We start from the raw sequence: 13,532 nt of genomic DNA, 5'->3' as shown, positions 1-13,532 counted from the left end.
ATATAAAACAATATGTTATAACAATTAAATATAAAGGTTTATATCAAATTAATTGAACATTTCTATCACAGTAATTCTTTTCCCAAAAAAATGACTCATGTTACTATCATTTACCTTACAAATGATTTGTTATGAGTATTATGGAAAACAGTGCACCACAAACATCGCTAAGTAAAAGTCTTATTTTACTTATGGCGGTTGCCACAGGCATGGTTGTTGCCAGTAATTACTACGCACAACCTCTACTTGATTCAATCGCAAACTATTTCCACATATCGGCTACTTTGGCCGGATTTATTGTCACTACAGCGCAATTCAGTTATGCCATAGGGTTAATGTTATTAGTGCCTCTTGGCGATATCTTTGAACGTCGCTCACTCATTATTACCATGACATTAATTTCAGCGAGTGGTCTATTGATTACCGCTATGGCATCTAATATTTGGGTGATGTTAATAGGAACTGCGCTCTCAGGTATGTTCTCTGTTGTAGCTCAAATTCTTGTTCCTTTTGCTGCTACGCTTGCCGCGCCACATCAACGAGGAAAGGCCGTCGGAACGATTATGAGTGGCCTTTTACTCGGGATCTTACTGGCGAGAACTGCATCTGGGTTAATGGCATCATTTACTAATTGGCAGGGTATTTTCTGGGTGGCAAGTATTTTTCTGGCCATTTTAGCGATCACTTTATGGCGCTGTTTACCCACTTATAAAAGTGAAACTGACTTAAATTATTTCCAATTGCTAGGCTCTATTTTCAAATTATTTGCAACAACGCCCGTGTTAAGGACTCGCTCATTAGTTGGTGCACTTATTTTTGCTCACTTTGGTTTATTATGGACTTCAATGGCTTTTTTATTGGCTTCTGATCCTTTTAATTACTCAGATGCCGTGATTGGGTTATTTGGTCTTGTCGGCGCCGCAGGTGCATTGATGGCGGGTAAAGCGGGTGTATTAGTTGATAAAGGAAAAGGCAAGAAAACGACTACCGTGGGATTAGTCATCCTCTTTCTTTCTTGGGGTTTTATCGTTATTGCACCTTATTATCACTGGATTGGGCTCATCAGCTTTATTATTGGCGTTGTCCTGCTAGACTTAGCGGTTCAAGGTGTTCATGTCACCAATCAGAGTACCATATATCGTATTTTACCGGATGCTAGAAACCGCCTAACTGCCGCATATATGACAAGCTATTTTATCGGTGGTGCATTAGGATCTTTACTATCGGGCTATGCTTATCATCAATATGGATGGACAGGTGTTTCTATCGCTGGATTAGTCATTGGTGTTATTGGTCTTATTGTTTGGTTTTTAGGTTATAAAAATGATCCAATAATCCACACTGAATAATTTTCAGACCCAAGGATGGGTTATATTATTTCTTCAATCCTACTCTAATCAGAATAAAATATGAATGTTTTAACAGCGTGATTACTATTAATGTATATCATCATCCTATTCTTTATTAAGAAAATTATATCAATCTTCCCAATAAAGCACTATATAAATAATTTCATTTCGATATCATAAGCATAACAACCATTGGTAGTGATAATAAATTTATTACGTGTTTTATCGTAAAAAATGATCCATTTTTTCGTAAATAGACTACTATTCATTGTCAGATAAGTGATAAATTGATTTTATTAACTTATAACAAAGAGATAAGTACCTATCTTTTTTTTTGTGTTATCATTCAGAAAATTTATGAATCAGGTAACATAATCAAAAAAACATAGTGACTATAAATAATAAAAATTGCTAAATTGTGTGTTTAATATACCATTTAACATGTTGATAACAGCATTATCCTAATTTTCGAAACTAACAAGGTGTCTAAAAATGGAAAGCTCATTTACGCCAACAGAAGAATTACTAAACACTCGCGCTACACAACAGAAATCGCTTAACAAAGATATTCCTTATCAAGAAATTTTGTTAACTCGACTTTCTATGCATGTTCAAAGCAAACTTCTTGAAAGTCGTAATAATATGTTGAAGTCTCAGGGTATTAACGAGACATTATTTATGGCACTAATGATATTAGATACGACAGAAAATCGTAGTATTCAACCATCAGAATTAAGTGCGGCTTTAGGCTCTTCAAGAACAAACGCAACTCGTATTGCTGATGAGCTTGAAAAACAAGGTTGGATTGAACGCCGTGAAAGTCATAATGATCGTCGTTGTTTACATCTCCATTTAACTGATGCAGGTGAAGAGTTTTTAAATAGCTTATTACCACCGCAACATCAGTGTTTAAAACAAATCTGGTCTGTATTAGATCAATCTGAACAAAGACAGCTTGAAACGCTAATGCGTAAGCTATTATTACAATTAGATACTTTGGCTGAAAAAGCTTGTGAATAAGTAGCATAATAGATAGTTTTATTGATCTAATCCTATTTAAGCCATAAATCGGCAAACATACTTACCCATTAGCATTTATAATTTACCCTCACGCTAATAATTATTCTAAGATTGACTTTATAATTATGTTTCCAGTTTTAATACTGGAAACATATCTAATGATGTTTTTCTGGTTTTATGGAGATCTTTTAAATGAGTGTTAATGAGGAAAATACCCCCCCTCAGGCTCCCATTCGCAATAAAAAACGAACTCGCCGAAATGTTCTACTGTTGCTAACTATCTTATTTATTGTTGCTGGCGTAGCTTACACAGCTTATTGGTTTATGGTGCTAAGGCATCATGAAACGACAGATAATGCTTATGTGACTGGCAATCAAATCATGGTAATGCCTCAGATTTCTGGTTCTGTTACCACTGTTTATGTGGATAACACCGATTTTGTAAAAGCGGGAGACCCCTTAGTTTTATTAGATTCAAGTGATGAAAAACTGGCATTAGAAAAAGCAAAAACAGCATTAGCGAATAGTGTTCGCCAAATGCATCAACAAATCATCCACGGTCGCCAATTAAAAGCAAACATCGTTTTGCGCGAAACGGAGCTCACTAAATTACAAAATGATCTTCGTCGCCGTGAAGTTTTAGGCGAACGCAATGTGATTGGTAAAGAAGAACTTCAACACGCCAGAGAAGCTGTTTCCACTGCAAAAGCTGCTTTAGAAGTTGCAAGAGAGCAATATAATGCTAATCAGGCAATTATCTTAAATACACCAATTGCACAGCAACCTTCCGTTTTACAAGCATCAACCGATGTTCGTAATGCATGGCTCGCTTTAGAACGTACTAAAATTTTAAGTCCAATAGATGGCTATGTTTCACGTCGTAGCGTTCAAGTAGGTGCACAAGTCGCACCAGGTAAACCTTTAATGGCTATTGTTCCCGTAACAGGTATGTGGATTGATGCCAATTTTAAAGAAACTCAGCTCGCTAATATGCGTATCGGCCAACCAGCCAAAATTACAACTGACTTTTATGGTAAAAAAGTGATTTATCATGGCACTGTATTAGGTTTAGATATGGGAACTGGGAGTGCTTTCTCATTATTACCTGCTCAAAATGCCAGTGGTAACTGGATAAAAGTTGTTCAGCGCTTACCTGTTCGTATTTCATTAGATGAAAAAGAGTTAGCGGAAAAACCACTGCGTATTGGTCTTTCTTCTGAAGTAACCGTTGATACAATTAACCTCGATGGAAAAGTATTATCACACAGTGAACGCCAAGTACCTGCTTATCATACTGATGCATTAACTATTGATATGTCAGCGATTAATAAACTGATCAATGAAATTATTGAACAGAATGCGGGACAATAAAGGCGAGGTGTAAAGGTGATTAAAGAGCCATTACAAGGAGGAAAACTTGCCTTAATGACCATCGCTCTTGCGTTGGCCACCTTTATGCAAGTTCTCGATTCTACAATCGCTAACGTAGCCATTCCAACTATTGCAGGAAACTTAGGTGCCTCTAACTCACAAGGGACTTGGGTTATTACCTCTTTTGGTGTAGCAAATGCTATTTCTATCCCAATTACAGGTTGGTTAGCAAAACGTATTGGTGAAGTTCGACTTTTTATGTGGTCAACGGCACTTTTTGCGTTAACCTCATGGCTTTGTGGTATTTCACAAAGCCTTGAAATGCTGATTTTCTTTCGTGTGCTTCAAGGTTTAGTTGCCGGACCGCTTATTCCTTTATCACAAAGTCTGTTATTGAATAACTATCCACCAGCAAAACGAAATATGGCACTTGCGCTATGGTCAGTAACCATTGTTGTTGCACCGATTTTAGGACCTATTTTAGGTGGCTATATCAGCGATAACTATCACTGGGGATGGATATTCTTTATTAACGTCCCATTTGGTGTGTTGATTATTATGTGTATATCAAACACATTAGCTGGGCGAGAAACAAAAACCGAAATTAAACCAATTGATACCATTGGTCTTGTTTTACTTGTTGTTGGTATAGGTGCTTTACAAATCATGCTCGATCAGGGTAAAGAGCTTGATTGGTTTAACTCAACAGAAATTATAATTCTCACCATTGTGGCGGTGGTTGCACTTAGTTTCTTAATTGTTTGGGAGTTAACAGACGACCATCCGGTGATAGACCTTTCACTCTTTAAGAGCCGAAACTTTACCATTGGTTGTGTCACGCTCAGTCTCGCCTATATGATCTATTTTGGTACCATTGTTTTACTGCCACTACTTTTACAAGAAGTCTTTGGCTATACAGCAACATGGGCTGGATTAGCATCTGCATCGGTAGGTTTATTGCCTTTAATTATCACACCGATTATAGGCAAGTTTGGTGGTAAAGTAGATTTACGCTATATCATCAGCTTCAGCTTTATTATATTTTCTGTATGTTTTTATTGGCGAGCTTATACCTTCGAACCAGGAATGGATTTTGCCACTGTGGCATGGCCTCAATTTTGGCAAGGCTTAGCGGTTGCATGTTTCTTTATGCCGTTAACAACAATGACATTATCTGGATTACCCCCAGAAAAAATGGCATCTGCATCAAGTCTTTCAAATTTCTTAAGAACATTGGCAGGGGCAATTGGTGCATCGTTAACTACGACAATTTGGACACAAAGAGAATCACTTCACCATGAAACCTTTGTAGAAAAAATTAATCCACTTGATCCTGATTCACAAATGGCATTCCAGCAAATGAATGATCTTGGTCTTTCAAATGAACAAGCATCGGCCTATTTAGCGAAAACCATTACTGAACAAGGATTAATTATTTCAGCCAATGAGATTTTCTGGTTAGCTGCAGGTATTTTCCTTATCATGATGATCGTGGTTTGGTTTGCTAAACCGCCATTCTCTCCAGGAAAATAACGCAATTCACGTAGATCTTATACATAAAAAAACCGCTTAAATCACCATGACTAAGCGGTTTTTTATCATTTTTTATTTAACACTATAAAGCGATTAGCCTTGGTGCTGACGCCACCATTCTGCTAATAATACACCTGAAGCTACAGAAACGTTTAAGCTCTCTACGTGCCCTGTTCCGCCGATGTAAATGCTCATATCACCTTGATTTAAAGTGCTTTCACTTAAGCCATCTTTCTCTTGACCTAAGATAAGTACCATTTTCGCTGGTAATTGTGCTTTTGATAATGGCACACTGCCTTTGTGGCTTGATGTTGCCACTAGTGTATAACCCGCCTTTTTAAATTTATCTAAAGTTTGAGCAAAATTATCAGCATCAATACCTTGGATATATTCAGCGCCACCTTCTGCGGTACGAACAGCCGCACCAGATTCTAATACAGCAGAATCAGGAGAAATAACCCCTTTCACACCAAAATGCGCACAACTACGCATAATTGCACCTACGTTATGTGGATTCCCCACATCTTCAAGTGCTAATACGCAATCATGTTCAGGTGCATCTTTCAGATAAGTTTCTGCATCATGACCGACACGTTTTTTAATTAAGAAGCATACACCACCATGATGATCGGTACGGGCGGCTTTGACCATCTCTTCTTCTTCAACAACGTGATAGGCTTTACGATTTGCAGCCATCCATTTTAGTGCATCACGAAAACGTGGCGTAACGTCTTGTAAAAACCAAGCGCGAACAATCGCGTCAGGACGATTTTTAAACATTGCCTGACAGGCATTTTCACCATAAATGCGAGTTTCTTCTAAACGCTGGCGACGTAGCTGTTCTGGATCGATTTGGCTCTTACCAGTAATGCCATCGTGCTCTTTAATTGCCTCTTCACCAGCAGGGCGAGAAACCGTTTTCCATGGAGAAAAACTTCCGCCTTCGCTATCGCGAGAAGGTTTTGATTCATTACGTGATGTGCCACGCCCTGAAGGTTTACCTGCACCGCGGTCATCACGACGAGAAAATTTGTTATCACCACGTCTGTTATCGCGGTTTTTATCATCACGGCTATCACCGCGTCTGTTGTCACGGCTATTTCCACGACCATCTTCAGGACGACGGGATGGTTTTTTAGGTTTATTATCGGCATTGTCCTCACTACGGACATACATCACTTTTACTTTGCCGTTTTTACCTTCATAAGAATCGTTCATTTGTCTCTCCAACTGCAATAGGGGCGCAGATTACATGATAGTTTAGCAACTGTCACCGAGAGAATCACGCAGAGTAAGAGATAAACCTATATCAAAAAACTCTCGCTTTAAAAGTAAGATTGGATTTAACCTTTTATAAACAAAAAAACAACCAATATATCAACATGAAAGAGAGTTATTTATCATTGAATTTAACTAAATGGAAAAGTGTATCCATGATTAATGTTTTCCTAAAATCATGATTAAATGTAGTTTGCTCTTCATCACTCAGATTAAGAAAGTTTTTCCCTGTATTGTGTAATACCGTTTCTATTGTGGATGTTAAATCATTTTCTTTTCCATTATTTAAGTTATTTAATTCATTTTGTAAACTATCAATATAATTAAGCGAAAAAAGGCCACATCCATTAGGTGCATTTTTTTGTAAATTAAATTTTATATTAAAAGTATTAAATCCTTTTTCTTCTAGCCTAGTTAATAATTCATTACGATCATCATTTTTTTCTTTGGTTGAAGGCAATGAGTCACATAAAAAACAGTTATCTTTATAAGTAAATAATGAAACCCAATGGTTATTATTGACTAAAACTACATAATTTTTTAACTCATCAGATTTTTTATTATTTTCTATTTTTTCAAGTATTGTTTCATAGTGACCAATATCACATTGATAGGATTGAAGTGAAACCCAAGACTGTAATTCTGATGCAGAGATATAACGATTATTATTACTTACGCTTTCAGCATTATTAGCAAACACGCTTTTAGTACATTCTATATTTAAATAATTATCAATCGCTGAGATAAAAACATTATTCCCTTTTCCCTGTTGCCCAGCAATCGCATCCCCACAAGCCATGGCGCTTAATAAAGGTCGCTCTTTGAAATATTCTTTATCGTCTCTTACTTTTATTTCATAGAGTGATTTAATAAATTCTTTAATATCACCTCTTATTGTATTATTTAATTTTGAATAAATTAAATAGAGTTGATTAGTGGCATATAAGCTTATTTCTTTATTTTCATGAAACATGATATTGGCTAAATATTCTAAATCTTCTAAATATTTTAAACTTAGATTTCTTACTGAATTAGCGAGTTGATCTATTTGATTTTTGGCCACTTCAAGACTACAAAGATCAATATCAAAGATATTAAATGAATTTTGAATTTCATTACTTTCAATATTCTGTTCATTAGTGATGAAAGAAGTTGGTGTTATGTTCATAAATCCCCGCAACTTATTAAATAATAATAATCCTATTGCCATCCTGTAAATTAGCTTTCATAAAAAAAACAACTGATAGTAGACCTTTGGGTATCATGATAATATTCGATTCTTTTTTATCAGTATTGGTCAATCTGTTATGCACGACAATGCAGTCTCTCGACTTCGTCAATATCGACTTTCAATTTCAACTCGCCCTTTTAAAGCGCGAGGTTTTCGTACAAAACGTTGCACTTTTTGCTTATTACCAGAAAAACAGTGTCTTTGTGACACAATTGTCAATCAACCAGCAAAAAGCCGATTTTGTTTATTGATGTATGATACTGAAGTGATGAAGCCAAGTAATACGGGGAAATTAATTGCCGATGTACTACCAGACACACAGGCTTTTTTATGGTCCCGAACGACTCAAGAACCGGCCTTGCTTGATCTAATCAATACACCAGATAGGCAAGCTTATGTTGTCTTCCCTGAAAGCTATGCATCAAAAGAACGTATTGTATACAACCAACTCCCTGCAAATAGCAAACCACCTTTATTTATCCTTCTTGATGGTACTTGGAGTGAAGCACGAAAAATGTTTCGCAAAAGCCCCTATCTTGATGCTCTGCCCATCTTCTCTTTAAATGAAGCCAGCAAATGTGACTATGTACTTCGCCAAGCAGCAAGGGAGGATCAACATTGTACTGCAGAAGTTGCGGCTTCTATTTTAGAGAATGTCGGCGATATTCAAGCTTCACAACAACTTTTTTCTCATTTTAGTTACTTTCGTCAACAATATTTACTTGGAAAACCAGACCGAAGTCAGGCAAAAGAAGAGCAAATCAGCTACATTGAATAGCAGTTGATAATGAAACGCTGGAGTGAATATGAGCCAACGAGGTCTTGAAGCACTATTACGTCCTAAATCTATTGCAGTGATCGGTGCCTCTGAAAAATTGGGTCGAGCAGGAACAACAATGATGAGAAACCTGCTCAGCGGCGGGTTTAATGGTCCAGTATTTCCGATTAATCCCTCTCGTGGCTCTGTTTCTGGTGTTTTTACTTATCCTTCTATTGATAAATTACCTCAGATCCCTGATCTCGCGATTATTTGTACACATCATCGCCGCAACCTTGAGCTACTAAAACAATTAGGTGAATCGGGTTGTAAAGCCGTTATTGTGCTTTCCGCACAACCTGAACAATTTCAACCAATAAAATTACTTTGCCAGCAATATCATATCCGCTTACTTGGCCCAAATAGCTTGGGGCTGTTAGCGCCGTGGCAAGGTTTAAATGCCAGCTTTTCACCTTTGCCAGTTAAAAAAGGAAAGTTGGCGTTTATTTCTCAATCAGCGGCTGTCGCCAATACGATTTTAGATTGGGCTTATTATCGTAATATTGGTTTTTCCTATTTTATTGCGTTAGGTGATAACCAAGATATCCAAGTTGATGATTTATTAGATTTTCTAGCAAGGGACAGTAAAACCAGCGCTATTTTATTGCACCTCGAACATATCAAAGATGCACGACGTTTTATGTCGGCATCTCGTAGTGCTTCGCGTAACAAACCGATTTTGGTGATAAAAAGCGGTCGTACTCAAAAAGCTCAACTGTTATTGGGTGATACGCCGAGTTATGACGTCGCTTATGATGCAGCTTTTCAACGTGCGGGGTTATTACGAGTACAAGATACCCATGAAATGTTTTCTGCCGTTGAAACACTTAGCTATATGACGCCTTTAAAAGGCGAAAAATTGATGATTATGAGCAATGGCTCTGCGCCTGCGGCCATGGCGATAGATGAGTTATTTTTGCATTCAGGTAAGCTGGCGAAACTGACAGATGAAACAACGCAAAAACTACAAAATGTTATTCAAGAAGAAAATAGCATTCGTAACCCACTAAACTTAGGTGATGATACAACCGTTGATCGCTATATTGCAACGCTCAATTGCTTATTAGATAGTCATGATCATGACGCTTTATTACTTATTCATACCCCAAGTGCTATTGCACCTAGTATTGAAACAGCACAACGCGTCATAGCAGCAATTAATCAGCATCCTAGACGAAAATGGCTCACCGTTTTTACTAACTGGGGTGGAGAATATTCATCTCAGCAATCGCGTAAATTATTTAGTGAAGCAGGAATTCCAACCTACCGAACACCCGAAGGTGCCGTTACCGCATTTATGCATATGGTGGAATATCGTCGAAATCAGAAACAGTTAAAAGAAACGCCAGCATTACCTTTAGATGTCAAAATGAATACGCAACAAGCACATCGTTGCATTGAAGAAGCATTAAAAAATAAGCAATATCGATTAGATACACACCAAGTTCAGCCCATTATGGAAGCTTACGGTTTTAATACACTTCCTACTTGGATTGCTCATAATGCACAAGAAGCTGTAAATATAGCGGAAAAAATTGGCTATCCCGTTGCACTAAAATTACGTTCTCCTGATATTCCTCATAAATCTGAAGTACAAGGTGTCATGCTTTACCTACGTGACAGCACTGAAGTTTCATCAGCGGCCCATGCCATTATTGAACGAGTAACCGAACTCTACCCTGAGGCTCAAATTCAGGGTTTATTAGTGCAAAGTATGGCAAATCGAGCAGGCTCTCAAGAACTACGAGTCGCAATAGAGCAAGATCCGATTTTTGGCCCATTAATTGTATTAGGTGAAGGGGGAGTTGAGTGGCAAATAGAAACGAAAGCCGCAGTTGCTTTGCCACCTCTTAATATGGCGCTTGCTCGCTATCTGGTTATTAATGCGATAAAAAGCGGAAAGATACAACCAAGAAGTGCTTTACAGCCTCTAAATATCTTAAGTTTAAGCCATTTTTTGGTACAGGTTTCTCACCTACTTTTAGATTGTCCACAAATAGTTAGGCTAGATATTCACCCATTACTGGCTTCTGGCAATGATTTTACACTATTAGATGTTGCAATGGAGTTAGCTCCACTGCAAGGTGATCCTCACCAAAGGCTCTCTATCCGCCCTTATCCTAATGAATTAGAAGAAATATTTTATTTAAGAGATAGCAATCCTTGTTTTATTCGCCCTATTTTGCCTGAGGACGAACCTCTACTAAAAACGTTTATTAATCAAGTGACAAAAGAAGATCTTTACTATCGTTATTTTAGTGAAATCAGTGAGTTTACACATGACGATCTCGCGAATATGACGCAAATTGATTACGATCGAGAAATGGCTTTTGTCGCAATCCGAAATCCTGAAGATCAGCCTGAAATCATTGGTGTTGCCCGCGCAATGGCAGATCCAGATAATCAACATGCAGAATTTGCTATCCTTGTACGTTCTGATTTAAAAGGAAATACCTTAGGCCATCAACTTATGACTAAACTTATTAACTATACTAGAGAGCATGGCATTAAACGTTTAACCGCAATAACCATGCCTGAAAATCGCAACATGATAAGTTTAGCAAAAAAACTAGGGTTTTCTGTTGAAGTACAATTTGATGAAGGAATAGTCAATCTTGATTTGCAGCTTGAACCATCAAAAAATAGCCTAATGCTATAATCATAAAAGAAAGTTTCTTTATGTGATTGTTCACGCATCCTTTGATAAATTAGCTATATATGATGATTTTATGCGTACATCCCATATAACTAATGTTATGATCAGTAGATCGGTTAAAGAAAATCCACATGGACGATGGCTCCATCTGCCATCATAAACAAGAGAATTAAGCACTGTGATGTTGTCTAAACTAAAACTTGCTAAGCATCAACAACACCTTGCACAACTGCCTAAATTAGCTCAGTCAGTTGCTGATGTTGAAACGCTTTATCAAACATCCGCGTTTCGCAGCACCTTATTGAAATATATTGCTCAAGCCCAAAAAGAGATCTTTATTACAGCTCTTTACCTAGAGCACGATGAGGCCGGTGAAGAGATCCTTGATGCGCTTTACACCGCAAAACAACAACGTCCTGAATTATCCATTACCGTTATTGTTGACTGGCACAGAGCTCAACGTGGGCGAATTGGTGTCTCTGCTGATGCGACAAATGCAGATTGGTATTACCATGTTGCACAACAGCATCCTGATATAGAGCTCCCTATTTATGGGATACCTGTTAATACTCGTGAAGCGCTAGGTGTATTACACCTTAAAGGCTTTATCTTTGATGATACGGTTATTTATAGTGGTGCAAGCATTAATAATGTGTATTTGCATAAGCTAGATAAATATCGCTATGACCGATATCATATTATTCAAAATAGTGAATTAGCAACCACAATGAAACAGTTTATTGTGGACGATCTTCTGCAATCTGAAGCGATTCAACGTCTTGATATTAAAGATAGAGTTCGTTGTGCTGAAATAAAAAATTGCATACGTCAATTTCGTTTTAATTTACGCACGCGTGATGGCTATGATATTAAAACCAATGCTTCTAATCATGAATTAGCCGTCACGCCTTTAGTAGGTTTAGGTAAGAAAAATATCTTAAATAAGACCATTTCTCACCTAATGGCTTCTACAGAAGAAAAATTAGTTATTTGCACACCTTATTTTAATTTACCAGCGATCCTTGTTCGTCAAATCAGCCATTTATTAAGAAATGGCAAACAAGTCGAAATTATTATTGGTGATAAAACGGCAAATGACTTTTATATTCCACCTGAAGAGCCGTTTAAAATTATTGGAGCCCTACCTTATCTCTATGAGATCAATCTGCGTAAATTTACCCAGCGTTTCCAACGGTTTATTGATAATGACCAGTTAACAGTAAGGCTCTGGAAAGACGGTGATAATACCTATCACTTAAAAGGTATGTGGGTTGATGATAATTGGCAATTGATTACAGGTAATAATCTTAACCCACGAGCATGGGGATTAGATTTAGAAAATGCGATATTAATTCATGATCCTAAACATGAATTACATGAACAACGGCATAAAGAGCTAGATTGTATTCGCCAAAAAACACGTATTGTAAAACACTACCAAGAGTTAGAAAGCATTAAGCTTTACCCACTTAAAGTGAAAAAATTAATCAAGCGGTTACGACGTATTCGTGTTGATAGATTAATTAGCCGTATACTTTAACCAATGCTTCATTTGATAAGCCTTGCTAAATTACAGCAAGGCTTTTTTGTTTAATAATATTGTTTTCTCAAATCAACCTTTATCTTTAATAATCTTCTATATTAAAAACACTCTTATCAATGAAAAGGCTTTTATTTTTTATGAAATTAAAGCTCAAATATTGCTCTCTGATTATTTTATTATCAATAATGACTTTAAATGGGTGCACATCATTTCATTTTGCCAATGATAATTGGCAAGGCAAAGATAAAGCTCAGCATTTCTTATTTTCTATGGCAGCCTCTGCGGGAGCAAATGCGTATACAGATCATCAAAAATATGGTCATAGAGAGGGATTATTAATTGGACTCTCGTTTTCGATTAGTCTAGGGGTAGCGAAAGAGCTTTATGATAGTCGTCCTGAAGGTACTGGTTGGAGCTGGCATGATTTTGCTTACGATGTTGCTGGGGCAGTAGCGGGTTCATTGCTTTATCAGCAATTAAAGTAACACAAAATAGTATTCATAATAGAACAACTATTCTGTATTCCTTTAAGATATGATGAGTCAGCAATATAATATTAATATCGAAACATTATGGGTTATAAGTCCAAGAGTAATGATTAAAAATATCAAACCTTGAATGTGGATTTGTTTTATTGATCTGTTTAACAACCCCCAAACGCAAAAAAGCCAACCCATTGGGTTGGCTTTCTCGTCTTATTTAATGCCTGGCAGTTCCCTACTCTCACATGGGGA

10 protein-coding genes are annotated in these 13,532 nt (G+C 37.1%); 8 read left to right on the top strand and 2 right to left on the bottom strand.

What is annotated here, in order from left to right; translation table 11 throughout:
• Window positions 1–140: 140 nt before the first annotated feature.
• From DK861_RS14970 to emrB, 4 genes are all read left to right on the top strand, one after another.
• The gene (locus tag DK861_RS14970; protein ID WP_109400643.1) at window positions 141–1,349 is read left to right on the top strand and encodes an MFS transporter; all 1,209 of its coding nucleotides are present in this window, start codon (window positions 141–143) and stop codon (window positions 1,347–1,349) included.
• A 492-nt stretch (window positions 1,350–1,841) separates the two neighbouring features.
• The gene (gene mprA, locus DK861_RS14965; RefSeq protein ID WP_006537766.1) at window positions 1,842–2,369 is read left to right on the top strand and encodes a transcriptional repressor MprA; all 528 of its coding nucleotides are present in this window, start codon (window positions 1,842–1,844) and stop codon (window positions 2,367–2,369) included.
• Between the two features lie 192 nt (window positions 2,370–2,561).
• Window positions 2,562–3,740 carry a multidrug efflux MFS transporter periplasmic adaptor subunit EmrA gene (gene emrA / locus DK861_RS14960; RefSeq protein WP_109400642.1) on the top strand — a complete coding sequence of 393 codons (1,179 nt, stop codon included), beginning with the start codon at window positions 2,562–2,564 and terminating at the stop codon, window positions 3,738–3,740.
• Window positions 3,741–3,755: 15 nt separating this feature from the next.
• On the top strand, window positions 3,756–5,273 hold the full coding sequence (emrB, locus tag DK861_RS14955; RefSeq protein ID WP_109400641.1) for a multidrug efflux MFS transporter permease subunit EmrB: 1,518 nt from the start codon (window positions 3,756–3,758) through the stop codon (window positions 5,271–5,273).
• Window positions 5,274–5,366: 93 nt separating this feature from the next.
• On the opposite strand, the gene DK861_RS14950 is transcribed toward emrB, so the two are convergent.
• Together DK861_RS14950 and DK861_RS14945 are read right to left on the bottom strand one after the other, a co-directional pair.
• The gene (locus DK861_RS14950) at window positions 5,367–6,491 is read right to left on the bottom strand and encodes a tRNA/rRNA methyltransferase (protein ID WP_109400640.1); all 1,125 of its coding nucleotides are present in this window, start codon (window positions 6,489–6,491) and stop codon (window positions 5,367–5,369) included.
• 175 nt (window positions 6,492–6,666) lie between these two features.
• The gene (locus DK861_RS14945) at window positions 6,667–7,719 is read right to left on the bottom strand and encodes a hypothetical protein (RefSeq protein WP_109400639.1); all 1,053 of its coding nucleotides are present in this window, start codon (window positions 7,717–7,719) and stop codon (window positions 6,667–6,669) included.
• Between the two features lie 139 nt (window positions 7,720–7,858).
• Here DK861_RS14945 and DK861_RS14940 point away from each other — a divergent pair, with 139 nt between their 5' ends.
• The 4 genes from DK861_RS14940 (at window position 7,859) to DK861_RS14925 (ending at window position 13,283) form a co-directional block, all read left to right on the top strand.
• On the top strand, window positions 7,859–8,560 hold the full coding sequence (locus DK861_RS14940) for a tRNA-uridine aminocarboxypropyltransferase (RefSeq protein WP_109400638.1): 702 nt from the start codon (window positions 7,859–7,861) through the stop codon (window positions 8,558–8,560).
• 28 nt (window positions 8,561–8,588) lie between these two features.
• Window positions 8,589–11,258 (top strand): bifunctional acetate--CoA ligase family protein/GNAT family N-acetyltransferase, encoded by a 2,670-nt coding sequence (locus tag DK861_RS14935; protein ID WP_109400637.1) that lies wholly within the window; start codon window positions 8,589–8,591, stop codon window positions 11,256–11,258.
• A gap of 178 nt (window positions 11,259–11,436) precedes the next feature.
• Entirely contained in the window at window positions 11,437–12,795 is a 1,359-nt protein-coding gene (gene pssA / locus DK861_RS14930) for a CDP-diacylglycerol--serine O-phosphatidyltransferase (RefSeq protein WP_109400636.1), read from the top strand.
• Window positions 12,796–12,935: 140 nt separating this feature from the next.
• Complete coding sequence (locus DK861_RS14925; RefSeq protein WP_072062976.1) at window positions 12,936–13,283, top strand: YfiM family lipoprotein; 348 nt, start codon at window positions 12,936–12,938, stop codon at window positions 13,281–13,283.
• Window positions 13,284–13,532 lie beyond the last annotated feature (249 nt).

It is taken from the genome of Proteus sp. TJ1640 (assembly GCF_003144445.1).
Lineage (GTDB): Bacteria > Pseudomonadota > Gammaproteobacteria > Enterobacterales > Enterobacteriaceae > Proteus > Proteus penneri.
This window is presented reverse-complemented; position numbering and strand designations above follow the sequence as displayed.

Bases quoted from the DNA above. Each gene is read 5' to 3' on its own strand.
- DK861_RS14970 (WP_109400643.1), top strand. From the start codon at position 141: ATGGAAAACAGTGCACCACAAACATCGCTAAGTAAAAGTCTTATTTTA.
- mprA (WP_006537766.1), top strand. From the start codon at position 1,842: ATGGAAAGCTCATTTACGCCAACAGAAGAATTACTAAACACTCGCGCT.
- emrA (WP_109400642.1), top strand. From the start codon at position 2,562: ATGAGTGTTAATGAGGAAAATACCCCCCCTCAGGCTCCCATTCGCAAT.
- DK861_RS14950 (WP_109400640.1), bottom strand. From the start codon at position 6,491: ATGAACGATTCTTATGAAGGTAAAAACGGCAAAGTAAAAGTGATGTAT.
- DK861_RS14945 (WP_109400639.1), bottom strand. From the start codon at position 7,719: ATGAACATAACACCAACTTCTTTCATCACTAATGAACAGAATATTGAA.
- DK861_RS14940 (WP_109400638.1), top strand. From the start codon at position 7,859: ATGCACGACAATGCAGTCTCTCGACTTCGTCAATATCGACTTTCAATT.
- DK861_RS14935 (WP_109400637.1), top strand. From the start codon at position 8,589: ATGAGCCAACGAGGTCTTGAAGCACTATTACGTCCTAAATCTATTGCA.
- pssA (WP_109400636.1), top strand. From the start codon at position 11,437: ATGTTGTCTAAACTAAAACTTGCTAAGCATCAACAACACCTTGCACAA.
- DK861_RS14925 (WP_072062976.1), top strand. From the start codon at position 12,936: ATGAAATTAAAGCTCAAATATTGCTCTCTGATTATTTTATTATCAATA.